Origin of the sequence: Pseudomonas sp. 58 R 12 (genome assembly GCF_900005865.1) — a bacterium.
GTDB lineage: Bacteria > Pseudomonadota > Gammaproteobacteria > Pseudomonadales > Pseudomonadaceae > Aquipseudomonas > Aquipseudomonas tritici.
This window is the reverse complement of record NZ_CVTP01000001.1, coordinates 65,083-87,076: the sequence shown is the minus strand read 5'-3', so window position 1 is coordinate 87,076 and position 21,994 is coordinate 65,083. Positions and strand designations below refer to the sequence as shown.

Here is a 21,994-nt window from a genome sequence, read left to right as displayed (position 1 = left end):
TATTCGTTGACTGACCCACCGCATTCGCGAGCAAGCCCGCTCCCACAGGGATCCAGGGTTACCCGTGAATCAGGAAGGGAACAGCTCGCTCAGCTTCATCGCCAGCATCATGTCGCCTTCGGTGCGCAGCTTGCCGCCCATGAAGGCTTGCATGCCGTCAGTAGAGCCGTCGACGATGCCTTCCAGGGTTTCGCTGTCCATGACCAGGGTCACTTGGGCGTCCGGGTTTTCGCCTTCCTGCAGCTCGCAGGTCTTATCTTTGACGACCAGGGAAAAGTTCTTGGTGTCGTCGATACGGAAACCGAACACCAGGTCCAGACCGTCAGCGGCGGCTGGGTTGAACTTGGCTTTCATTGCTTCTACAGCTTTGGCTACGTCAGTCATGGTTTCGATCCTTTAGGGTGGAGTCCAGTGACCTTGGGGTCACGGTTGGCCGCAGTTCATCGGAAGGTGATGAGCTGCGGCGCCTTCAACAGTTGCAAGTGGGTATGGCTGTTGAAGGAAGCCAGTGCCACCTCGCGACCGCGGAATTTCAGCTGGTTGAGCGAGGTGTTAACAATTTGCCAGTTCAGTTCGAACGCCTGGGCGGCGGGCATTCGGGTAATCAGGTGGAGCAGGGCGGTGATGGTGCCGCCGGAGGTGAACACCGCGATCTTCTGCGTGTTTTCCGCCGCTTCAAGAATACGTTGCAGGCCGCCTTGGACACGCTTGACGAAACCCAACCAGCTTTCCAGCCCTGGCGGGTCATAGGTGCCGGCCAGCCAGCGTTCAATGATCAAGGCGAAGATGCGCTGGAATTCGCTGCGGTGCTGCGCGGCATTACGCAGGATCTCCAGGGCTTCGGGTTCGGTGGTGAGCAGGTCGGGGAGCAGGGCGCGGATGATCGCCTCGGCATCGAATTCGTTGAAAGCGCTGTCGACTTCCAGCACCGGTACCGGCAGGCCCAGGGCGCTGTATTGTTCGAAGGCGGCGGTGGCGGTGTGTTGCTGGCGGCGCAGGTCGCCGGCCACGCAGCGATCGAAGACCAGGCCCATGTCCACCAGGTGCCGACCGAGCACTTGTGCCTGCTCCACGCCGATGGGCGACAAGACGTCATAGTCGTCTGCACCGAAGGAGGCCTGGCCATGTCGAATCAAATAGATGCTGCCCACGTCCGTTTTCCCGGTACGTTGAAAGTCTGGCGAGGTTATGAGGATGCCTTCAAGCTGTCAATGAAAAAACATACGCTTGTTTTAAAAGTGCGTTGGAGGGCGCCTGGTGGCGGTTTGAGCACTGGCTCACAGCAAGCCCCGTCGGTATGCTGGGGTCATCCGCGCCTGGCGCACTGCACTTGTAAGGAGAACTATGGATTTTCTGGCCGAATACGCGAGCTTTCTGGCGAAGACCGTCACCCTGGTGGTCGCTATTCTGGTGGTATTGATCAGCTTCGCGGCGTTGCGCAGCAAAGGTCGTCGCAAATCCGCCGGCCAGTTGCAGGTCAGCAAGCTCAATGATTTCTACAAGGGCCTGCGTGAGCGCCTGGAGTCGAGCCTGCTCGACAAAGACCAGCTCAAGGCGTTGCGAAAATCCGAAGGCAAGGCTGAAAAGAAGAAAGGCAAACAGAAAGCCGAGGCCAAGCCACGGGTGTTTGTGTTGGATTTCGACGGCGATATCAAGGCTTCGGCCACTGAGAGCCTGCGCCATGAAATCACCGCACTGCTGAGCCTGGCCACGCCAAAGGACGAAGTGGTACTGCGTCTGGAAAGCGGCGGCGGCATGGTCCACAGCTACGGCTTGGCGTCTTCGCAACTGGCGCGTATCCGTCAGGCGGGCGTGCCGTTGACCGTGTGCATCGACAAGGTCGCAGCCAGCGGCGGTTACATGATGGCGTGCATTGGCGAGAAGATTATCAGCGCACCGTTTGCCATCCTCGGCTCCATTGGTGTGGTGGCGCAGTTGCCTAACGTCAACCGCCTGCTGAAAAAACACGACATCGACTTCGAAGTGCTGACCGCGGGTGAATACAAACGCACCCTCACCGTGTTTGGCGAAAACACCGAGAAGGGCCGCGAGAAGTTCCAGGAAGACTTGGACATCACTCACCAGTTGTTCAAGAATTTCGTCTCGCGTTATCGCCCGCAGCTGGCAATCGATGATGTCGCGACCGGAGAAGTGTGGCTGGGTGTTGCGGCGCTCGACAAGCAATTGGTCGATGAGCTGCAAACCAGCGACGAATACCTGGCCACCAAGGCCAAGACCGCCGAGGTGTTCCACCTGCATTATGCCGAGCGTAAGAGCTTGCAGGAGCGGGTTGGCTTGGCGGCGAGTGGCTCGGTGGACCGGGTGCTGTTGACTTGGTGGAGCCGGTTGACCCAGCAGCGGTTCTGGTAACCCGACGTTGAATGTTGGTAATCCCATGCGGGCATTGTAGTGAGCGGGCTTGTCCCGCGCTGGGTGGCGAAGCCGCCCCAAACCCAGGCACTTCAGTTCTAGCTGAAAAAACTCGGTGCCTGAGTTGGGGCGGCTTCGCCACCCAGCGCGGGACAAGCCCGCTCACTACATACCAATGCCCCACATTGGTTTGGCGTTGATGGTTAAGGCTCGAGTACCACCTTTAAGGACTTGTCGCCGCGCTCCATCACCGCAAACGCTTCCTTGAAGTCTGCCAGGGCGAACTTGTGGGTGACCACGTCGCGCATGTCGATCTTGCGGTTGCCGATAAAGTCGATGGCGCGTGGGTACATGTAGGGCCCCAGGTGCGAGCCGAGCACGTCCAGCTCCTTGCGGTCGCCGATGATCGACCAATCCACTGTAGCCTCGTCATTGAACACGCTGAACTCAACGAAACGCCCCAGCTTGCGCAGCATCGCCAGGCCCTGGTTGACCGCTTTGTGATGGCCGGTGGCTTCGATGTAGATGTCGCAGCCGTAGCCGTCGGTGATTTCACGGATCTTCGCCACCACGTCGACTTCGGCCGGGTTCCACACTTCGTCTGCACCCATGCGCAGGGCGAGCGCGGTGCGTTCGGGTTTCATGTCCAGCACGATGAGTTTTTTCGGGTTACGCATGCGCACTGCGCCGATGATGCCCAGCCCCAGCGTGCCAGCGCCAGCAACTACCACCACGTCATCGAAGTCGACATTGGCGCGCTCTGCAGCATGCAGCGAGCAGGCGAGGGGTTCGATCAGGATGGCTTCGTCCGGAGCAATGGCGTCCGGGACTTTGTGGATGATGCCTTCCTTGGTGAAAATCATGTACTGGGCCATGGCGCCCTGCACATTGTTCTGGAAGCCATACAGGTCGTGTTTCTGGCACATCCAGTACTGGCCGTGATTGCAGAAGCGGCAACCCCAGCACGGTACGATCTGCTCGGAAATGACCCGGTCACCGACCTTCACGCCGCGTTTTTCCGCGTCGGGGCCCAGGGCGACCACGCGGCACACGAATTCATGGCCGGGGATCATCGGCGGTTTCACATAGCGCGGTTGCTCGGCATCGCCCCAGAACGAAGGCGCGCCGCGATAGGTCTTGATATCGCCCATGCAGATGCCGCACAGCTCGACCTTGGTGAGGATTTCGTCGGGGCCGGGCACAGGTACATCGACGGTTTCCAGTCGATAATCTTCCGGGCCATAGCAGACCACTGCCTGCATGGTTTTCGGGATGACCGGGAATAGTTGTGCTTGCGAACGTTCGGTAACGGTGGACATGGCGGGCCTCGGGGCAAAGGTGAGCTCATCGCTCCTGTGCGCACACGGGAGCGATCAACCGGCAACGTTTTATTTGGCGCCGCTGACTTGCTTGTACAGCGCGTCGGCGTTGGCGTTGGTCACGGGCACCCAGGGCAGGATGTAGTTCTTCGCGGTGCCATCGGCCCATTTCACGTCTTTGGCGTAGCGCTCCCAGATCACCGATTGCGGTTTGTAGTCCTTGCCGGCGAGTGCGCGCAGGGCTACATCCAGCGCGCCTTGGGATTGGGCTTGGGCGTCTTGCAGGAAGGTGGTGACTTCGTCTTTTTTCGCCGCTTGGATCGCATCCGGCATGCCGTCGATGGAGGTGACCGGTACGTCCTTGGCGGTCAGGCCGTGGGATTTCAGTGCCTGTATGGCGCCTAGGGCCATGTCATCGTTTTGCGCGATCACGCCGTTGATGCCTTTGGGGTGGGCATTCAGCCAGTCTTCAGTGAGTGTCATGGCCTGGGCGCGGTCCCAGTTGGCGGTCTTTTTCTCGATGATCTTGATGTCCGGGTGCTTGCCCAGCACTTCCAGTTCGCCTTTTTCCCGATCGATCTGCGCCGACTGGCCGATCGGGCCCTGGATAATCACCACGTTGCCTTTGCCGTTGAGCTTGTCGACCATGGCTTGGGCCTGCAGGCGGCCGCCTTCCACGTCGTCGTTGCCCACATAGGGTACGGAGGCATCGGCTACTTTCGTATTGGAGGCGATGACTACCACGTCGTTGCTCATGGCTTGCTTCACTGTGCCCACGCCGGCCTTGGTGTCGATGGGCACGAACAGGATGGCGTCGTAGTGCTGGGTCACCATGTTTTCGATCTGGTTGTTCTGGGTCAGTGCGTCGTAGTTGCCGTCGAATACGGTCAGTTGCACGGTACCGTCTTTGACGGCGGGATGTTCCTTGAGCTCGCGCACCCAGTTCTGCATGAATTGACCCTTGAGGCCGTAGACCGCGGCGCCGACCTTGTAGGTCTTGCCGTCGGCAGCCAGGGCGATGCTGCTGGCGAGGAGGGAGAGGGCCGCAGCGGCGGCGAAGGTCGTACCAAGTTTCATGATGAGAACCCCAATTATTGTTGTAGTCAGTTGTTCATTCATTGCCTTGTTGTGATCATATGTTTATCAGATGAAAATCTGATCAGTCAAATGCTTTCCCATAAAACAACGAAATAGGCCTTTTTAGGGGGCTATAACGATTTCTGTTCGTGGCTTGGCACGTTACTTGTTATTTTTGGTCTGATATTAATTTCATTGTTCGATCATATGATCGTGCGAGTTTTTCCGGTTTTACAGATTTTGTAATAGTTTTGCGTTGTGGGAGATTTCGCTTTCGCCTGTACGATTCAGGTCCTTTTGTCATCGCAGGATTTGCATGAACACCCTCTCGGAGCCTCCCAGTCGTCTTTCCTCAAGACAACCGCTGCCGCTGTTCCCGCTGAAGCACCCCGTATTCCGACTGCTAGTCTTGTCCCGGTCCCCTGACCGTGCGTTGCCGTGTCTGGCATTCTGAAATTCGATTGAAGAGACTCTATAAATGGAATGGTTAGCGGATCCAACGGCCTGGCTCGGCCTGTTGACCTTGATTGTGCTGGAACTGGTTCTGGGCATCGACAACCTGGTGTTTATTGCGATCCTGGCGGACAAGTTGCCGCCGGAGCAGCGTGATCGTGCGCGCTTGATCGGTTTGTCCCTAGCACTGCTGATGCGCCTGGGCCTGTTGGCGAGTATTTCCTGGTTGGTGACCCTTACCCAGCCACTGTTCGAGGTGTTCGACAAAAGCTTTTCCGGCCGTGACCTGATCATGCTGTTTGGTGGTGTGTTCCTGCTGTTCAAGGCCACCATGGAATTGCACGAGCGCCTGGAGGGCCATGTCGCACAGCGAACCGGCAACGTGGCCTACGCGATGTTCTGGCCAATCGTGGCGCAGATCGTGGTGCTCGACGCGGTGTTCTCCCTGGATGCGGTGATTACCGCCGTGGGCATGGTGGACGAGCTGGCGGTGATGATGATCGCGGTGATCGTGTCCATCGGCCTGATGATCGTGGCGAGCAAGCCGTTGACCCGCTTCGTCAATGCACACCCGACCGTGATCATGCTGTGCCTGGGCTTCCTGATGATGATCGGTTTCGCGCTGACCGCCGAAGGCCTGGGCTTCCATATTCCCAAGGGCTACTTGTACGCGGCCATTGGTTTCTCGATCCTGATCGAAGTGTTCAACCAGATTGCCCGCGCCCGCCGCAAAAAATCGGCGCAAGGTGTGTTGCCGGTGCGTGAGCGCACTGCTCACGCGGTGATGCGTTTGCTCGGCGGCCGCAGCCTGGCAGTGGAAGAGGTGGGCGAAGACGTGGCCGATTTGCTTGGCGAGTCGGATGCTGCACAAGGTCCGCTGTTCGACCGACGTGAACGCGTGATGATCAGTGGCGTGCTGCAACTGGCCGAACGGCCGATTCGCACGCTGATGACGCCGCGGGCCAAGGTCGACTGTATCGATCTGGCGGACGATCCCGACACTATCCGCTTGAAACTGATGCATTCGTCCTATTCGCGCCTGCCTTTGATCCGCAACGGTGCCGTCGATGAGCCCTTAGGCTTTGTGCAAAAGAAGGAGTTGCTCAAGGAGTACCTGGCCGGCAACGAGCCCAACCTGGAGCACTTGGCACGCCGCGCGATCAACCTGCTGGAGAGTTTTTCGATCCTTAACGCCTTGGAGCAGATGCGTCAGGAGTCCACGCACATTGCGTTCGTGATCAACGAATTCGGTGACTTCATGGGGGTGTTGAGCATGACCGACATTCTCGAGTCCATCGCCGGTGAGTTGCCGGATGCCAGCGAGATCGAGGGGCCGGATATCGTCGAAGAGGGAGCGGGTTTCCGCGCCAATGGCGCGTTGAACCTTAACCACGTGCGCCAGCGCACAGGCTTCAACGCGGTTGCAACTGAGGATTATCAGACCCTGGCAGGCTTGGTGATCAGCCTGCTGGACCGCTTGCCGGTGGTGGGCGACAGCCTTGTGCATGAGGGCTGGCGCCTGACTGTCGCGGCGGTGGAGGAGCGGCGGGTCACGCAGGTTCGCCTGGAGCCCGCTGCCGGGCATAACGTCTGAAGATTTCTGTGAGTGTTTGCTCCTGGGTTTCCCAGGAGTCGAACCCCTTGAAGACTTCCATGACTTTGCCCTCCACGTGCGTGACCAGTGTGGGCGTGCTGTTGATTTCCAGTGGCAGCTTGGGGGTCTTGGCTGTCTCGAGCACCATGCTTTTTATAGTGGAGTCATAGGTGTCGGCGATGGGCTCGAAAAGCTTCACGGCCTTTGCGCACGGCGCGCAGTCCGGCATAACAAACAGTAAGAAAACGATCCGATTCGATGCCAGCACCGACTGGTAGTCCTCGATGCTGGTGATGACGTCTTTGGCGATTCCCATGGTGATCTCCCTATCGGCAGCGGTGTTTGGCCAACGCTAAGCCGGAAGGTCACTACCGTCTACTGTCAACCTTTACAGGTCCCCCTCACGTTCCACGCGTTCCCGCGCCTTGCGTGCCTGGCTCGCACATTTCTTGTATTCCAAGTTGTCCCTGGAGGCCTTCGCTTCGCGATAGCCGTGGTGATTCTGGCTCGTGTAGTGGGTGCTCAAGGCTTCGTTGAGCTTGCGCAGTTCTTCCTTGCAGTCACGACGATCGTTGCTGGCAGAGGCGCCGGCGGCCACCAGGAAGGCCAGCAAAAACAGGCTGAGACGTAGCTTCATCAGGGCGGGGTCCTTATCGGCATGAATGTGCCAAGGCTAGCCCAGGGCAGGGATTTTTCCAGGTTGGGCGTGCACTGCACGGGTGCGCGGTAACACTGTTATGGCGCACTCAAGTGGGGCCGATCACCGCTGTGTGGGGCCTTGGGTAGCACGCTCATTCCAAGTGATGGCGCAACGCCTCATCGCCGAAAACATTCATCCAACTGATTCCTAACGAATTTATTCCAAGCATATTTTTCTGTTAGCGCGTGTGGCACACTTTCTGCTGTCTATTCCGTTGTTACATACTAAGTTCCGGTATAGCGGAATACACAACTCCTGGAGTGCTTGTCATGCATCACCGACCTTCCGTGTTTAAAGCGTGTGTTTTTCTCTTCGCCGCATCGGCTTCCCTCGCCAGCCTCGTGCAAGCGGCGGACAGCAAGCTCGATAACGTGCTCAAGCGTGGGCACCTGATCGTGGGTACAGGCAGTACCAATGCGCCGTGGCACTTCCAGGGAGCGGATGGCAAGTTGCAGGGGTTTGATATCGACATCGGCCGCATTGTGGCCAAGGGTTTATTCAACGACCCGAGCAAGGTCGAGTTTGTGGTGCAGTCGTCCGACGCACGCATTCCCAACCTGCTGACCGACAAGGTCGACATGAGTTGCCAGTTCATTACCGTCACTGCCAGCCGCGCGCAGCAAGTCGCGTTTACCCTGCCGTACTACCGCGAAGGTGTGGGCCTGCTGCTGCCGAACAACAGCAAGTACAAAGAGATTGAAGACCTGCAGGCAGGCGGCGATGGCGTGACCGTGGCGGTGCTGCAAAACGTGTACGCCGAACAGCTGGTGCATCAGGCCCTGCCCAAGGCCAAGGTCGACCAGTACGACAGCGTCGACCTGATGTACCAGGCCGTGAACTCCGGCCGCGCCGACGCCGCCGCCACCGACCAGTCCTCGGTCAAATACCTGATGGTGCAGAACCCCGGCCGCTACCGCAGCCCGGCCTACGCCTGGAGCCCGCAGACCTACGCGTGCGCCGTCAAGCGTGGCGACCAGGATTGGCTGAACTTCGTCAACACCGCGCTGCATGAAGCCATGACCGGTGTGGAATTCCCCACCTACAAGGCCTCGTTCAAGCAGTGGTTCGGCGTTGATCTGCCGGAGCCGGCGATCGGTTTCCCGGTTGAGTTCAAGTAATTCGTGAAAGCCGGGGCGCCGCGAACGGCGCCCCATTCAGGTACTGTCGACCATGAACTATCAGTTGAACTTTGCCGCCGTCTGGCGCGATTTCGACACCTTGCTGTTGGGGCTCGGCCTGGGCCTGGAACTGGCATTGCTGTCGATCGCCATCGGCTGCGTGATCGGCCTGCTGATGGCGTTTGCCATGCTGTCCAGGCACCGTGCGCTGCGAATCTTCGCCTCGGTGTATGTGACGGTGGTGCGCAATACACCGATCCTGGTACTGATCCTGTTGATCTACTTCGCCTTGCCCAGCCTGGGCATCCGCCTGGACAAGATCCCCTCGTTCATCATCACCTTGTCGCTTTACGCCGGTGCCTATCTGACCGAGGTGTTCCGCGCCGGGCTGTTGAATATTCCCAAGGGCTTGCGTGAAGCCGGGTTGGCGATCGGTTTGGGTGAATGGCGTATCCGCGCCTACATCACCGTGCCGGTGATGCTGCGCAACGTGCTGCCTGCGCTGTCGAACAACTTCATTTCGCTGTTCAAGGACACCTCGCTCGCCGCCGCCATCGCGGTGCCGGAGCTGACCTATTACGCCCGCAAGATCAACGTCGAAAGCTATCGGGTGATTGAAACCTGGATGGTCACGACTGCGCTCTACGTGACTGCCTGTTACCTCATCGCCATGCTGCTCCGCTACCTGGAACAGCGCCTGGCGATCCGTCGTTAAGCGAGGTTTCCATGTACGAATCCCCAAGCTGGCTGCATGAGTTGTGGATCGCCCGGGAGACGCTCTGGGCGGGCTTCCAGGCCAGCGTGTATGTCTCGGCGTTGGCCATTATCTTTGGCACCCTGATCGGCATTGTCGCCGGGTTGATCCTCACCTACGGCAAATTCTGGATGCGTGCGCCGTTTCGTCTGTATGTCGACTTGATCCGTGGCACACCGGTATTTGTACTGGTGCTGGCGTGTTTCTACATGCTGCCGGCGCTCGGCTGGCAAATCAGCGCGTTTCAGGCCGGTGCGGTCGGGCTGACGTTGTTCTGCGGCTCCCACGTCTCGGAAATCGTGCGCGGCGCGCTGCAAGCCATTCCCCGTGGGCAACTGGAAGCGGGCAGGGCGATTGGCCTGACGTTCTACCAGTCCCTGGCCTACGTGCTGTTGCCCCAAGCGTTGCGCCAGATTCTGCCGACCTGGGTCAACTCCTCGACGGAAATCGTCAAGGCCTCGACCTTGCTCTCGGTAATCGGCGTGGCCGAGCTGCTGCTGAGCACCCAGCAAGTGATCGCACGCACTTTCATGACCCTGGAGTTCTACCTGTTCGCCGGTTTTCTGTTTTTTGTCATCAACTACGCCATCGAATTATTCGGGCGCTACATTGAAAAGCGGGTGGCCTTGCCATGAACCAACCTCAAACAACCCAACCGCTGCTGAATATCCGCGGCCTGCGTAAACAATACGGCGAAGTCGAAGTGCTCAAGGGCGTCGACCTGTCCATGCAGCGCGGCAATGTGGTGACCTTGATCGGCTCCAGCGGCTCGGGCAAGACCACGCTGTTGCGCTGCGTCAACCTGCTCGAAGAGTTCCAGGGCGGCCAGATCACCCTGGATGGCGAGTCTATCGGTTACAGCGAGATTGCCGGCAAGCGCGTGCGTCATCCTGAACGGGTGATCGCCCAGCACCGTGCGATGACCGGCATGGCGTTCCAGCAATTCAACCTTTTCCCACATTTGACGGCGTTGCAGAACGTTACCCTCGGCCTGCTCAAGGTCAAGAAAATGGGCAAGGACGAAGCCATCGCGCTGGCGGAAAAATGGCTGGATCGCGTGGGACTTCTAGAGCGTCGCAACCACTTCCCCGGCCAGCTTTCCGGTGGCCAGCAACAGCGTGTGGCGATTGCCCGTGCGATTGCCATGAACCCGAGCCTGATGCTGTTCGACGAAGTCACCTCGGCCCTCGACCCCGAGTTGGTGGGCGAAGTGCTCAGCGTGATCAAGGGCCTGGCGGAAGAGGGCATGACCATGTTGTTGGTTACCCACGAGATGCGTTTTGCCTATGAAGTCTCGGACAAAATCGTTTTCATGAACCAGGGCCGCATTGAAGAGCAGGGTACCTCGAAGGATATTTTCGAACGTCCGCAATCGCCGCGCCTGGCGGAATTTCTCAAGAACATTCGTTTTTAATCAGGAGCCTATTTTTATGAGCATCACTCGTTACGGTGCCGGCAGCACAGCCGGTGGTGGCCAGCCACGTCCTTTCGCCCGCGCGGTGGAAGCGGACGGTTGGCTGTACGTCTCAGGCCAAGTGCCTGCGGTGGACGGCGAAATCATCACCGGCGGGATCATCGAGCAAACCCGCCAGACGATGCGCAACGTGGTGGCGATCCTCGAAGAAGCCGGCTACGAACTCAAAGATGTCGTGCGCGTCGGCGTATGGCTGGAAGACCCCCGGGACTTCTGGAGTTTCAACAAGGTATTCGGCGAATACTTCACCCCGGAACACGCCCCGGCACGTGCCTGTGTGCAGGCGAACATGATGGTCGATTGCAAGGTCGAGATTGATTGCGTGGCCTACAAGAAAAAAGGCTAAATGCCCCCCACTCTTGAGACCACCCGAGATCAAATGTGGGAGCGGGCTTGCTCGCGAAAGCGGTGTGTCAGTAAATGCATCTATAACTGATCCACCGCATTCGCGAGCAAGCCCGCTCCCACAGGGGATATGTGTTGATAGCAACATTTTGACCGGACCGAAAACCGCCATGACCGAAGACACCATCAAACGCCGCGCCAAAGGCCTGGACCGTGCATTCGATATCCTCGACTTCCTCAAGGAAATCGGCCAGCCCCTGCGCCCGAATGATATTGCCAGCGGCATTGGCAGCCCCAAATCCACCGTCTACGAATTGGTCGCGTCCCTGCTTGAACGACGCATCTTGGAAACGGTGGGCAAGGACGGTCACGTCTACCTCGGCCGCCAACTGTACTTTCTTGGCCAGGCGCACCTGCGCCATTTCGACCTGACCCGCGAGGCCGACCACGCCTTGCAGGAGATCGTCAGCCTGACCCACGAAACCGCGCAGATGTGCCTGCTCAACGGGCGCAAATACACGGTGGCGCTGATGCGCGAAGGTGAGCGGCATTTTCGGATTTCCTCGGACATCGGCGAAAACGCACCGATCCCCTGGACCGCCTCCGGACGCCTGCTGCTGGGGCATTTGAGCGACCAGCAGATCATCGACCTGATCGATCCCGACGACTTCATCCTGCCGGATGGCCAGCGCTTGCCGCTGGAGACCTTCCTGGCGCAAATCCGTCAGGCCACCCTCGATGGCTTCTTTTCCTTCGACAGTGTGGCCGACACCTTTACCCATTGTTTTGCCGCCCCGGTGCGCGACGCCCAAGGCATCAGCATTGCGACCCTGTGCATCGTCGCCCCGCGCGCCGATGCGGTCAAAAACTACAACGACTATCGCCGGGTGTTGATCGACAGCGCCAACAACCTGGCCCGGCGCATCAACGAATAGGAGTTTTCCCATGTCTGCCATCAATGCCGTTGAAAAGGGCGCCGCCGCCGTCGGTGCCCACCTGGTCCGCGACGTCAGCTTGCCAGCCTTGGTGCTGCACCGTGACGCCCTGGAACACAACATCCGCTGGATGCAGGACTTCGTCAGCAAGAGCGGCGCCGAACTCGCGCCCCATGGCAAGACCAGCATGATGCCGGCACTGTTCCAGCGCCAGATCGCAGCGGGTGCTTGGGGCATCACCCTGGCCAACGCTGTACAGGTCCGTGCTGCCTACGCCGGCGGTGTGCGCCGTGTGTTGATGGCCAACCAACTGGTGGGCGCGCCAAACATGGCGTTGATCGCCGACCTGTTGGCCGACAAGGATTTCGACTTCCACTGCATGGTCGACCACCCGGACAACGTCGCTGACCTGGGCCTGTTTTTCGCCGCTCGTGGTTTGCGCCTCAACGTGATGATCGAGTACGGCGTGGTCGGTGGGCGTTGCGGTTGCCGCAGCGAGCAGGAGGTCCGTGATCTGGCCAAGGCGATCAAGGCCCAGCCCGCCCTGGCCCTTACCGGTATCGAAGGCTATGAAGGTGTGATCCATGGCGAGCACGCCATCAGCGGCATCCGTGAGTTCGCCGCCAGCCTGGTGCGCTTGGCGGTGGACCTGCAGAACAACGGCTCTTTCGACCTGCCCAAGCCCATCGTCACCGCGTCGGGGTCGGCCTGGTACGACTTGATCGCCGAGTCGTTCGAGGCGCAAAACGCCGCCGGCCGCTTCCTCAGCGTGTTGCGCCCGGGCAGCTATGTGGCCCACGACCACGGCATCTACAAAGAGGCGCAATGCTGCGTGCTCGACCGTCGCAGCGACCTCAGCGAAGGCCTGCGCCCGGCGCTGGAAGTTTGGGCGCATGTGCAATCGATGCCCGAGCCGGGTTTTGCGGTGATCGCCCTGGGCAAGCGTGACGTCGCCTATGACGCCGGTTTGCCGGTGCCACTCAAGCGCTACAAGGCCGGTATCCTGCCGGCGGAAGGTGATGACGTGGGGGCGTGCAAGGTCACGGCGGTGATGGACCAGCACGCATTCATGACCGTGGCGCCGGGGGTGGAGTTGCGTATTGGCGACATTATCTCGTTCGGCACTTCGCACCCGTGCCTGACCTTTGACAAGTGGCAAGTGGGTTGTCTGGTGGATGAGCAGTTGCAGGTGATTGAGTCTTTGCGTACTTGCTTTTAGACCGAGTTGCGGCCATCGCAGGCAAGCCAGCTCCCACATTTTGAATTGTGAATACCTTCAAATGTGGGCGCTGGCTTGCCTGCGATGGGGCCCTGAACAACACCCGAGAACCCGCCATGACCCCCGAACCCCACATCGCCCTCATCGGCGAATGCATGATCGAACTGCAACACCGCGCCGACGGCAGCCTGCACCAAAGCTTCGGCGGCGACACCCTGAACGCGGCGGTCTACCTGCGCCGCGAGCTGGGCGACACCGCTCACGTCGACTACGTCACCGCACTGGGCGATGACAGCTTCAGTGACGCCATGTGCCAACAGTGGGCGCAAGAAGGCCTGGGCCTGGGCAGGGTCCAGCGCCTGCCCGGGCGTTTGCCAGGTTTGTATTGCATCCAGACCGATGCCAATGGCGAGCGTAAATTCCTCTATTGGCGTAACGAAGCCGCCGTGCGCGAGTGCTTCACCACGCCTGCGGCCGAGCCGATCCTGGCCGCCTTGCCGGACTACGACGTGGTGTATTTCAGCGGCATTACCCTGGCGGTACTGGGTGAACTCGGCCGTGAGCGTTTGCTGCAAACCCTGATCGAAACCCGTCGACGCGGGGGCAAGGTGGTGTTCGACAACAACTACCGACCGCGCTTGTGGGCCAGTGTCGAGGCGGCACGGGCGGCGTATCACCAGGTGTTGGCCGAGGTGGATATTGCCTTGTTGACCGAGGATGACGAGCGCGCGCTGTTTGGTTATGCCGACAGTGAGCAGGTGTTCGCGGCGTATCCGGGAATTGCTGAGGTGGTGCTCAAGCGCGGGGCGGATGCGTGTTTGATCCGTTGTGCCGGGGAGCGCTTTGCCGTGCCGGCGCTGAAGGTGGAGAAGGTCGTGGATACGACGGCGGCGGGGGATTCGTTCAGTGCGGCGTATTTGGCTGGTCGGCTCAAGGGTGGGTCACCCGAGGAGGCTGCTTTGGCTGGGCATCGGTTGGCGAGCCGGGTTATCCAGGTGTCGGGGGCTTTGATTCCCAGGTGAATGGCCGCCTGCGGCGGTTCGGGAGCAAGCCCCCTCCCACAGTTGACAGCGTTTTAACTGAAAGAATGCAGTCGAATGTGGGGGCGGGCTTGCTCGCGAAAGCGGTCTAAAGCCAACCCCTCAATCCCGGTAAAACACCTGCACCAAGTGATACCCAAACTTACTCTTGATCGGCCCGTGAACCACCTTCACGGGCTTCTTGAAAATCACCGCATCAATCGCCCCGACCATCTGCCCAGGCCGCACTTCACCCAGATCTCCACCACGCTTGCCAGACGGGCAGGTGGAGTACTTCTTGGCCAGCACGTCAAACGCCTCGCCCTTGGCAATGCGTTGCTTGAGTTGTTCGGCTTCTTCGCTGGTTTTCACCAGGATATGACGGGCTTGGGCTTTCATTGATCTCTACCAGGTGTGCGACGGCGCGCGATTATGCCTGAACTCATTCGTCCACGCTGATCATGCTGCGGATTTTCGTGGCCAGCAGGTCGATGGAAAACGGTTTGGCAACCATGTCCATGCCGTCTTCCAGAAAGCCCTGGCGCTCAGCGGCTTTCTCGGCGTACCCGGTCATGAACAGGACCTTGAGACCGGGCCGCTGCTGACGGGCAATTTCCGCCAACTGCCGGCCGTTCATGCCCGGCAGGCCGACATCGGTGACCAGCAAATCCACGCGCAGGTCCGACTCCAGCAGCGGCAGTGCCGCCCGTGCGTCCGCCGCCTGGTGCGCGGTGTAGCCCAGCTCATCGAGCACATTGACCACCAGCATGCGCACCGCCGGGTCGTCCTCGACCACCACCACCGCCTCACCCTCCAGCGCCAACGGGGGTTCGCTTAGGTGCGGCGGCTGGCTGCTTTCCAGCGACGTACCGTACAGGCGCGGCAGGTACAGGCGCACACACGTGCCGTGGCCCGGTTCGCTTTGAATGGTCACGTGGCCGCCGGACTGCTGGGCGAACCCGTAGATCATCGACAGCCCCAGGCCGGTGCCCTGGCCGATGGGTTTAGTGGTGAAGAATGGGTCGAACGCCTTGGCCAGGATCTTCGGCGCCATGCCCGTGCCGTTGTCGCACACGCCCAGCATCACGTAGTCGCCAGCCTTGACCGGTTCAAGGGTGGTGATGTCGGTGCCGTCCAGGTAACTGTTGGCGGTTTCAATCAGGATTTCACCGCCATCGGGCATGGCATCGCGGGCGTTGATTACCAGGTTGAGCAAGGCGTTTTCCAGTTGGCTGGCATCGGTGTTCACCGGCCAGATGTCGTGGCCGAGTTGCACCTTGAGCGCGATATGCGCGCCCTTGGTACGCCGGAACAAATCTTCCAGAGACGTCACCAATTGGTTTGGGTTCAGCGGGCGTCGATCCAGCGACTGGCGGCGTGAGAACGCCAGCAAGCGATGGGTGAGGGCGGCAGCACGATGGGCGGACGACACGGCGGCATCGGTAAAACGCCCGATCTCATCACTGCGCCCGGCGGCGATATAGCGCTGCATCAGGTCCAGGCTGCCGATGATGCCGGTGAGCATGTTGTTGAAGTCATGGGCGATACCGCCGGTGAGTTGGCCGACCGCTTCCATTTTCTGCGCATGGCGCAGGGCGTCTTCGGCGCGCTCGCGCTCGTACATTTCGTTTTGCAGGCGCTGGTTGGCCTCGGCCAGCGCCTGGGTGCGCTGGGCCACGCGTTCCTCGAGGTTTTCGTTGAGGTGGCGCAGGGCTTCTTCGGTGAGTTTGCGTTCGGTCTCATCGATCACAAAGATGTAGAAACCATTCACCGAACCGTCATTGCTGAAGCGCGGCAGGTACTTCATTAAGGCATGCCGCGGCCGGCCGTCGCGGTGCGGTGTGACGGTCATGAAACTGCAGGCCTTGCCCTCGAGCGCGGCGGCAATCTTGTCCGCCCGCCCGGCATACACCTCGTCGCCGAGCACTTCGCGGATGGTCTTGCCGTACAGCTCCTGGGGCGTCCTGCCGTACCACTCCAGGTACGCACTGTTGTTCAGGCGGAAACGCTGTTCGTGGTCGACATAGCCGATCAGCACCGGCATGGCGTTGATGATCAGCTGCAACTCTGTCTGGCTTTGGCGCAGGGCTTGCTCGGTGTGCTTGCGTTCGGTGAGGTCCAATGCGGCGCCGAGGAACCGCGCCGGGCGGCCTTGATGGTCCTTGTAGCAACGGCCCCGGGCAAACACCCAGCGCACGTTGCCGTCGGCCTGCAGCAGGCGGTATTCCTCAGCGTATTCGGTGCCGAAGGTGATGCAATGCTTGATGCTGCGCGTCACCGTGCCGCGGTCTTCGGGGTGCACGCCTTGCAAGTAGTCGCTGATCGGCAGCAGGCCTGCATCGCTGGGGGCGACGCCGTGCAGGTAGGCGAAATGCGCGTCGGCAATAAAGCGGTCTTCGCCGATATCCCAGTCCCAGGTGCCTACGGCGTCAGTGGCCGCCAAGGCGAGTTGCAGGCGTTGTTCAGTGTTGTGCTGGGCCCGGCGGCGTTCGTTGGTTTCGATGGCGGTGACCAGGATGCCAGCCACCTTGGCGCTTTCATCGCGGACCGGGCTGTAGGTCAGGTCCAGCCAGATCTCGGTGTCGCGATTATTGCGTTGCAGCACGAAGCGCTGCTCGCTGAACGTGCGCACCTCGCCGCTGAGCACTGCGTCGTAGACCGGCGCGGCAAAGCTTTCCAGCTCCGGCCAGGTCTGGTGCGCGGGCTTGCCCATGGCGTCGGGGTGTTTGTTACCCGCCAGCAGCGCGAAGCCGTCGTTATAGAGTTGCGTGAGTTGGCTGCCCCACAGCAGCAGCATCGGCATCGGCGAGTGCACGACGATATCCACGGCAGTGCGCAGGCTTTGTGGCCAATCATTGGCCTCACCGAGTGGGCTTTGCGCCCAGTCCAGCCGCGCAATTAAAGCGGCGGCTTCGCTACCGGTGGATGTTCCCTTCATGATGTAAAAGCCCTGAGCGTAACGCTTTGAAAGATGACAACACCCATTATCCCGTGACTTGGGAATGAGTGACTACCCCCGAAAAATAGCATGCATTCGGGGTTTGTCTTCAAAACCGTGCGCCAAGGCTGAAACCTTTCATCCTTCAGCCAGTTCAGGGCGATCGCGAAACTGCTCCAGCGCCTGCGGGTTCGCCAGGGCGTCGGTATTCTTCACGGGCTCGCCGTGCACCACATTGCGCACCGCCAATTCGACGATCTTTCCGCTGATGGTGCGGGGGATATCGGTGACAGCGAGGATCTTCGCCGGTACATGGCGGGGTGTGGTGTTGGCGCGGATGACCTGGCGAATGTGTTGCTCCAGGGCTGCGTTCAGTTCGACACCGTCGTTGAGGCGCACGAACAGCACCACACGAACGTCGTCCTGCCAGCGTTGACCAATCGCCAGGCTTTCCAGCACCTGTGGGACTTTTTCCACCTGGCGGTAGATCTCTGCCGTGCCGATGCGTACGCCGCCCGGGTTGAGCACGGCGTCGGAACGCCCGTGAATCAACAGGCTGCCATTGGGCCGCTGTTCGGCGTAGTCACCCTGGGCCCATACGCCGGGGAACTGGCTGAAATACGAGGCGCGCAGTTTCTGGCGCTCCGGGTCGTTCCACAGGCCGATCGGCATGGCCGGGAAATGCCGGGTGCACACCAGTTCGCCTTTTTCGCCGATCAGTGGCTGGCCCTGGTCGTTCCACACCTCAATGGCCATTGCCAGGCTCTTGCACTGCATTTCGCCGCGCCGCACCGGCAACACTGGGTTGCCGATCACAAAGCAGGAGACGATATCGGTGCCGCCGGACATGGAGGACAGGCACAACTCGCCCTTGATCTCGCGATACACGTAGTCGTAGCTCTGCGGTGACAAGGGTGAACCCGTTGAAATCAGGCCTTTGAGGCTGCCCAGGTCGTGGGTCAGGCGCGGTTGCAGGCCGGACTTTTCCAGCGTGGCGAGAAACTTGGGGCTGGTGCCGAACACGCTGATCTTTTCCGCGTCGATCAGGTCGATCAGCCGCTCGGGGCCTGGATGAAAAGGCGAACCGTCATACAGCACCGCCGTAGCGCCGATGGCCAGCACCGACACCAGCCAGTTCCACATCATCCAGCCGCAGGTGGTGTAGTAGAACAGGCAGTCCTCGCGCGACAGGTCGGCGTGCAGGCCGTGTTCCTTGAGGTGGGTGAGCAGCACGCCGCCGGTCCCATGGATGATGCATTTAGGGATGCCGGTGGTGCCGCTGGAATAGAGGATGTACAGCGGATGATCGAACGGCACGGCGACGAATTCCGGCTCGCCACCGGCTTGGTAGAAGTCCTGCCACAGGGTGATGCTGGCGTGGGTGCGGTAGTCCTCGACTCGCGCCTGGGGCCGTGCATAAGGCACGATGATCAACTGTTCCAGGGACGGCAGGCGCTCGAGGATTTCATTGAGCTTGGCGGTCTGGTCGATGTCCTTACCGGCATAGCGGTAACCGGCGCAGGTGATCAGCACTTTGGGTTCGATCTGGCCGAAACGGTCGATGACGCCCTGGGTGCCAAAGTCGGGCGATGAGCACGACCAGATCGCGCCCAGGCTGGTGGTCGCGAGCATGCCCACCAGGGTTTGCCAAGTGTTGGGCATGCACGCGGCAACCCGGTCGCCCTGGGTGACGCCGGCAGCGCGCAGGCTTTTTTGCAGGCCGGCCACGTGGGCGGCCAGTTCGGCGTAGGTCAATTGCTCGCGCTGGCCATCTTCGCTGATGGCGACCACCGCCGGGTGATCGTCGCGGCGGCGCAGCAGGTGCTCGGCAAAATTCAGGGTGGCGCCGGGAAACCAGTGGGCGCTGGGCATCTCGGTGTCTTCGATCAGCACCGCCGTGGGCGGGCTGCGAAATTGCACGTCGAAGAACGCCACGATCGCCCTCCAGAAATCCGGGCGCTGGTCGATGCTCCACTGGTGCAACGCCGGGTAGTCGCTGAGCTCCACGCTGTAGCGTTCGTTGATGTAGCGGCGGAACTGGTCCATGCGCGTCTTGGCGATGCGTGCTGGGGAGGGTTGCCAGAGGATGTCGGACATACGCAAGTCTCTTATTCTTCTACAAATCTATCCAGCAAAATCGACCCAATGTGGGAGCGGGCTTGCTCGCGAATGCGGTGTGTCAGCCAGAAATTTGTTACTGACCCACCGCATTCGCGAGCAAGCCCGCTCCCACATTTAGATCTCCTGTGTGTGCACGATGGGGGTCTACTGTGCCAGCCAACCGCCGTCGATATTCCACGCCGCACCGCGCACCTGGCTACCCGCCTCGCTGCACAAAAACAGCACCAACTCACCCAGCTGCGGCGGCGTGACAAACTCCAGTGACGGCTGCTTCTCCGCCAACAAATCATGCTGCGCCTGCTGCGGGTCGATGCCATTGGCGGCGCGATCATCAATCTGCTTCTGCACCAGCGGCGTCAGCACCCAGCCTGGGCAGATGGCGTTGCACGTGACGTTACTGGTCGCGGTCTCCAGGCCGACCACTTTGGTCAGCCCGATCACGCCATGTTTGGCCGCTACATACGCCGCCTTGCCCACCGAACCGACTTGCCCATGCACCGACGCGATATTGACGATACGCCCCCAGCCCTTGGCTTTCATGCCTGGCAAGCTCAAGCGCGTGCTGTGGAACACCGAGGACAGGTTGATCGCGATGATCGAGTCCCAGCGCTCAGCCGGGAAGTCTTCCACCGCCGCGACGTGCTGGATGCCGGCGTTATTCACTAGGATATCCACGCCGCCGAATTCACGCTCGGCGTAGGCGATCATGTCGGCGATCTGCGCCGGGTCGCTGACGTCCGCCGGGTGATGGCCGACCTTGCCGCCAAACGCTTGCACTTGCGCGATCACCGCGCTGGCGTCGCCAAAGCCGTTGAGGATCAGATTGGCCCCGGCCTTTGCCAGGCTCAACGCGATACCCAGACCGATGCCGCTGGTGGAGCCGGTGACCAGGGCGGTCTTGCCGTTCAATGTCGTCATGAAAACCTCACACAATGCCGGTGGCGTAGAAAGTACCGATCACCACGAACACCGCGAGGGTCTTGATGATCGTGATGCCGAAAATGTCCTTGTAGGCTTCGCGGTGGGTCAGGCCAGTCACCGCCAACAGCGTGATCACCGCGCCGTTGTGGGGCAGGGTGTCCATGCCGCCGCTGGCCATGGCAGCCACCCGGTGCAGCACTTCAAGGGGGATATTGGCCGCATGGGCCGCCGAAATAAAGCTCTCGGACATGGCCGCCAAGGCAATGCTCATGCCGCCCGACGCGGAGCCGGTGATACCGGCCAGCAGGGTCACGGTAATTGCTTCGTTGACCAGCGGGTTGGGAATGCCTTTGAGCCAGTCTGCCAGTACCAAAAAGCCTGGCAACGAAGCAATCACCGCGCCAAAACCGTATTCCGAGGCGGTGTTCATCGCCGCCAGCAGCGCACCGCTGACCGCACTTTTACTGCCTTCGGCCAGCTTGCTTTTGATCGCCTTCCAGCCAAACACCAGCACCATGATGATGCCCACCAGCAACGCCGCCTGCACCGCCCAGATTGCGGTCAGCTTGGCGATGTCGGTGGTGACCGGTGTGCTCATGCCCGGCAGGCTGAGGCTGTGGGTCTTGCCGTACCACTGCGGGATCCAGTGGGTGAACAACAGGTTCATCACCCCCACCAGAATCAGCGGCGACAGCGCGATCCATGGGTTGGGCAGGGTCAGGTTTTCAGCGGTTTCGGGCTCGTTGCGCAGCTCGGCGCCATAGCCTTCGCCCGCGCGCTGGGCTTTGTTGCGCTGACGCGCCAGGTAGAGCATGCCGGCGCAGAACACGAAGATTGTGCCGATCAACCCCAGCCACGGCGCGGCCCAGGCGGTGGTGTTGAAGAAAGTACTGGGGATGATGTTCTGGATCTGCGGCGTGCCGGGCAGGGCGTCCATGGTGAACGAAAACGCACCGAGGGCGATGGTTGCCGGGATCAGCCGCTTGGGAATATTGCTCTGGCGAAACATCTCCGCCGCAAACGGGTACACCGCAAACACCACCACGAACAGCGACACGCCGCCATAGGTGAGCAGGGCGCAGACCAATACGATCACCAGCATCGCCTGGCGCGTGCCGAGCAAACGGATCGCGGCGGCGACAATAGAGCGCGAGAAGCCCGACAACTCGATCAGCTTGCCAAACACCGCACCGAGCAGGAACACCGGGAAATACAGTTTGATAAAGCCCACCATTTTCTCCATGAACACCCCGGTAAAGGCAGGGGCGACGGCGGACGGGTCGGTGAGCAGGACAGCGCCGAGCGCGGCGATGGGGGCGAACAGGATAACGCTATAGCCACGGTAGGCAGCCAGCATCAGCAGCGCCAGGGCTGCCAGGGCAATGATCACACTCATGGTGTGTCTCCATCGGATTGTTATTTTTGTGGGGTGAGGCTTTGGAGGAGGCCTATAGCGAGATGTGTGCCAAGATTTTAACTGATTGAAATATATAGATAATTCATGTTTTTTTGATGGCGATCTTGAACTGAGTCTCTATTTTGAGACAGATGAAGATCCAATGTGGGAGCGGGCTTGCTCGCGAATGCGGTGTGTCAGTCAAAGGATTCTTTACTGGTACACCGCATTCGCGAGCAAG

21 protein-coding genes are annotated in these 21,994 nt (G+C 60.2%); 10 read left to right on the top strand and 11 right to left on the bottom strand.

Annotated features, from left to right (window positions below; genetic code table 11):
• Positions 1-69: 69 nt before the first annotated feature.
• Both BFP95_RS00370 and BFP95_RS00365 read right to left on the bottom strand, forming a co-directional pair.
• Positions 70-384 (bottom strand): SCP2 sterol-binding domain-containing protein, encoded by a 315-nt coding sequence (locus BFP95_RS00370; protein WP_065880674.1) that lies wholly within the window; start codon positions 382-384, stop codon positions 70-72.
• 56 nt (positions 385-440) lie between these two features.
• Positions 441-1,151 carry a histidine phosphatase family protein gene (locus BFP95_RS00365; RefSeq protein ID WP_065908909.1) on the bottom strand — a complete coding sequence of 237 codons (711 nt, stop codon included), beginning with the start codon at positions 1,149-1,151 and terminating at the stop codon, positions 441-443.
• Between the two features lie 193 nt (positions 1,152-1,344).
• Between BFP95_RS00365 and sohB the strand changes: the two genes are divergently transcribed.
• Positions 1,345-2,370: a protease SohB gene (sohB, locus tag BFP95_RS00360; RefSeq protein ID WP_049712929.1), complete on the top strand. Its 1,026-nt coding sequence runs from the start codon at positions 1,345-1,347 to the stop codon at positions 2,368-2,370.
• 203 nt (positions 2,371-2,573) lie between these two features.
• On the opposite strand, the gene BFP95_RS00355 is transcribed toward sohB, so the two are convergent.
• Both BFP95_RS00355 and BFP95_RS00350 read right to left on the bottom strand, forming a co-directional pair.
• Positions 2,574-3,689 carry an MDR/zinc-dependent alcohol dehydrogenase-like family protein gene (locus BFP95_RS00355; protein ID WP_065880677.1) on the bottom strand — a complete coding sequence of 372 codons (1,116 nt, stop codon included), beginning with the start codon at positions 3,687-3,689 and terminating at the stop codon, positions 2,574-2,576.
• Between the two features lie 69 nt (positions 3,690-3,758).
• Positions 3,759-4,766 carry a substrate-binding domain-containing protein gene (locus BFP95_RS00350; protein WP_065908907.1) on the bottom strand — a complete coding sequence of 336 codons (1,008 nt, stop codon included), beginning with the start codon at positions 4,764-4,766 and terminating at the stop codon, positions 3,759-3,761.
• 478 nt (positions 4,767-5,244) lie between these two features.
• Between BFP95_RS00350 and BFP95_RS00345 the strand changes: the two genes are divergently transcribed.
• Positions 5,245-6,813, top strand: a complete 1,569-nt coding sequence (locus BFP95_RS00345) for a TerC family protein (protein ID WP_065908902.1) — start codon at positions 5,245-5,247, stop codon at positions 6,811-6,813.
• Here the strand turns inward: BFP95_RS00345 and BFP95_RS00340 are convergent.
• On the bottom strand, positions 6,770-7,129 hold the full coding sequence (locus tag BFP95_RS00340) for a thioredoxin domain-containing protein (RefSeq protein WP_065908900.1): 360 nt from the start codon (positions 7,127-7,129) through the stop codon (positions 6,770-6,772). The genes BFP95_RS00345 and BFP95_RS00340 overlap by 44 nt on opposite strands.
• Positions 7,130-7,201: 72 nt before the next feature.
• Complete coding sequence (locus BFP95_RS00335) at positions 7,202-7,450, bottom strand: hypothetical protein (protein WP_065872033.1); 249 nt, start codon at positions 7,448-7,450, stop codon at positions 7,202-7,204.
• A 332-nt stretch (positions 7,451-7,782) separates the two neighbouring features.
• Here BFP95_RS00335 and BFP95_RS00330 point away from each other — a divergent pair, with 332 nt between their 5' ends.
• The 8 genes from BFP95_RS00330 (at position 7,783) to BFP95_RS00295 (ending at position 14,380) form a co-directional block, all read left to right on the top strand.
• A complete protein-coding gene (locus BFP95_RS00330; RefSeq protein WP_065908896.1) occupies positions 7,783-8,631 on the top strand; it encodes a transporter substrate-binding domain-containing protein in 849 nt (282 codons plus the stop codon).
• Between the two features lie 52 nt (positions 8,632-8,683).
• On the top strand, positions 8,684-9,346 hold the full coding sequence (locus BFP95_RS00325) for an amino acid ABC transporter permease (protein WP_065908887.1): 663 nt from the start codon (positions 8,684-8,686) through the stop codon (positions 9,344-9,346).
• An 11-nt stretch (positions 9,347-9,357) separates the two neighbouring features.
• Entirely contained in the window at positions 9,358-10,020 is a 663-nt protein-coding gene (locus tag BFP95_RS00320; RefSeq protein ID WP_065872031.1) for an amino acid ABC transporter permease, read from the top strand.
• Positions 10,017-10,799, top strand: a complete 783-nt coding sequence (locus tag BFP95_RS00315) for an amino acid ABC transporter ATP-binding protein (RefSeq protein ID WP_065908885.1) — start codon at positions 10,017-10,019, stop codon at positions 10,797-10,799. Before BFP95_RS00320 ends, BFP95_RS00315 begins: the two co-directional genes overlap by 4 nt.
• A 16-nt stretch (positions 10,800-10,815) precedes the next feature.
• Positions 10,816-11,205, top strand: a complete 390-nt coding sequence (locus tag BFP95_RS00310; RefSeq protein WP_010210958.1) for a RidA family protein — start codon at positions 10,816-10,818, stop codon at positions 11,203-11,205.
• A 169-nt stretch (positions 11,206-11,374) separates the two neighbouring features.
• On the top strand, positions 11,375-12,139 hold the full coding sequence (locus BFP95_RS00305) for an IclR family transcriptional regulator (RefSeq protein ID WP_065908881.1): 765 nt from the start codon (positions 11,375-11,377) through the stop codon (positions 12,137-12,139).
• Between the two features lie 10 nt (positions 12,140-12,149).
• Positions 12,150-13,358, top strand: coding sequence for an amino acid deaminase (locus BFP95_RS00300; RefSeq protein ID WP_065872028.1), 1,209 nt, complete (start codon positions 12,150-12,152; stop codon positions 13,356-13,358).
• Between the two features lie 116 nt (positions 13,359-13,474).
• Complete coding sequence (locus BFP95_RS00295; protein ID WP_065908879.1) at positions 13,475-14,380, top strand: sugar kinase; 906 nt, start codon at positions 13,475-13,477, stop codon at positions 14,378-14,380.
• Positions 14,381-14,500: 120 nt separating this feature from the next.
• On the opposite strand, the gene BFP95_RS00290 is transcribed toward BFP95_RS00295, so the two are convergent.
• From BFP95_RS00290 to BFP95_RS00270, 5 genes are all read right to left on the bottom strand, one after another.
• Positions 14,501-14,776 carry a peptidylprolyl isomerase gene (locus BFP95_RS00290; protein ID WP_003174397.1) on the bottom strand — a complete coding sequence of 92 codons (276 nt, stop codon included), beginning with the start codon at positions 14,774-14,776 and terminating at the stop codon, positions 14,501-14,503.
• 43 nt (positions 14,777-14,819) lie between these two features.
• Entirely contained in the window at positions 14,820-17,315 is a 2,496-nt protein-coding gene (locus BFP95_RS00285) for a PAS domain-containing protein (protein WP_065908877.1), read from the bottom strand.
• A gap of 138 nt (positions 17,316-17,453) precedes the next feature.
• Positions 17,454-19,412, bottom strand: a complete 1,959-nt coding sequence (locus BFP95_RS00280; RefSeq protein ID WP_065872025.1) for an acetoacetate--CoA ligase — start codon at positions 19,410-19,412, stop codon at positions 17,454-17,456.
• Between the two features lie 168 nt (positions 19,413-19,580).
• Positions 19,581-20,354, bottom strand: a complete 774-nt coding sequence (locus BFP95_RS00275; protein WP_065880684.1) for a 3-hydroxybutyrate dehydrogenase — start codon at positions 20,352-20,354, stop codon at positions 19,581-19,583.
• A gap of 7 nt (positions 20,355-20,361) precedes the next feature.
• Positions 20,362-21,753, bottom strand: a complete 1,392-nt coding sequence (locus tag BFP95_RS00270; RefSeq protein ID WP_065908875.1) for a GntP family permease — start codon at positions 21,751-21,753, stop codon at positions 20,362-20,364.
• Positions 21,754-21,994 lie beyond the last annotated feature (241 nt).

Bases quoted from the DNA above. Each gene is read 5' to 3' on its own strand.
- BFP95_RS00340 (WP_065908900.1), bottom strand. From the start codon at position 7,129: ATGGGAATCGCCAAAGACGTCATCACCAGCATCGAGGACTACCAGTCG.
- BFP95_RS00345 (WP_065908902.1), top strand. From the start codon at position 5,245: ATGGAATGGTTAGCGGATCCAACGGCCTGGCTCGGCCTGTTGACCTTG.
- BFP95_RS00315 (WP_065908885.1), top strand. From the start codon at position 10,017: ATGAACCAACCTCAAACAACCCAACCGCTGCTGAATATCCGCGGCCTG.
- BFP95_RS00300 (WP_065872028.1), top strand. From the start codon at position 12,150: ATGTCTGCCATCAATGCCGTTGAAAAGGGCGCCGCCGCCGTCGGTGCC.
- BFP95_RS00370 (WP_065880674.1), bottom strand. From the start codon at position 384: ATGACTGACGTAGCCAAAGCTGTAGAAGCAATGAAAGCCAAGTTCAAC.
- BFP95_RS00295 (WP_065908879.1), top strand. From the start codon at position 13,475: ATGACCCCCGAACCCCACATCGCCCTCATCGGCGAATGCATGATCGAA.
- BFP95_RS00280 (WP_065872025.1), bottom strand. From the start codon at position 19,412: ATGTCCGACATCCTCTGGCAACCCTCCCCAGCACGCATCGCCAAGACG.
- BFP95_RS00320 (WP_065872031.1), top strand. From the start codon at position 9,358: ATGTACGAATCCCCAAGCTGGCTGCATGAGTTGTGGATCGCCCGGGAG.
- BFP95_RS00335 (WP_065872033.1), bottom strand. From the start codon at position 7,450: ATGAAGCTACGTCTCAGCCTGTTTTTGCTGGCCTTCCTGGTGGCCGCC.
- BFP95_RS00270 (WP_065908875.1), bottom strand. From the start codon at position 21,753: ATGAGTGTGATCATTGCCCTGGCAGCCCTGGCGCTGCTGATGCTGGCT.
- BFP95_RS00305 (WP_065908881.1), top strand. From the start codon at position 11,375: ATGACCGAAGACACCATCAAACGCCGCGCCAAAGGCCTGGACCGTGCA.
- sohB (WP_049712929.1), top strand. From the start codon at position 1,345: ATGGATTTTCTGGCCGAATACGCGAGCTTTCTGGCGAAGACCGTCACC.
- BFP95_RS00275 (WP_065880684.1), bottom strand. From the start codon at position 20,354: ATGACGACATTGAACGGCAAGACCGCCCTGGTCACCGGCTCCACCAGC.
- BFP95_RS00310 (WP_010210958.1), top strand. From the start codon at position 10,816: ATGAGCATCACTCGTTACGGTGCCGGCAGCACAGCCGGTGGTGGCCAG.
- BFP95_RS00330 (WP_065908896.1), top strand. From the start codon at position 7,783: ATGCATCACCGACCTTCCGTGTTTAAAGCGTGTGTTTTTCTCTTCGCC.
- BFP95_RS00325 (WP_065908887.1), top strand. From the start codon at position 8,684: ATGAACTATCAGTTGAACTTTGCCGCCGTCTGGCGCGATTTCGACACC.
- BFP95_RS00355 (WP_065880677.1), bottom strand. From the start codon at position 3,689: ATGTCCACCGTTACCGAACGTTCGCAAGCACAACTATTCCCGGTCATC.
- BFP95_RS00285 (WP_065908877.1), bottom strand. From the start codon at position 17,315: ATGAAGGGAACATCCACCGGTAGCGAAGCCGCCGCTTTAATTGCGCGG.
- BFP95_RS00350 (WP_065908907.1), bottom strand. From the start codon at position 4,766: ATGAAACTTGGTACGACCTTCGCCGCCGCTGCGGCCCTCTCCCTCCTC.
- BFP95_RS00290 (WP_003174397.1), bottom strand. From the start codon at position 14,776: ATGAAAGCCCAAGCCCGTCATATCCTGGTGAAAACCAGCGAAGAAGCC.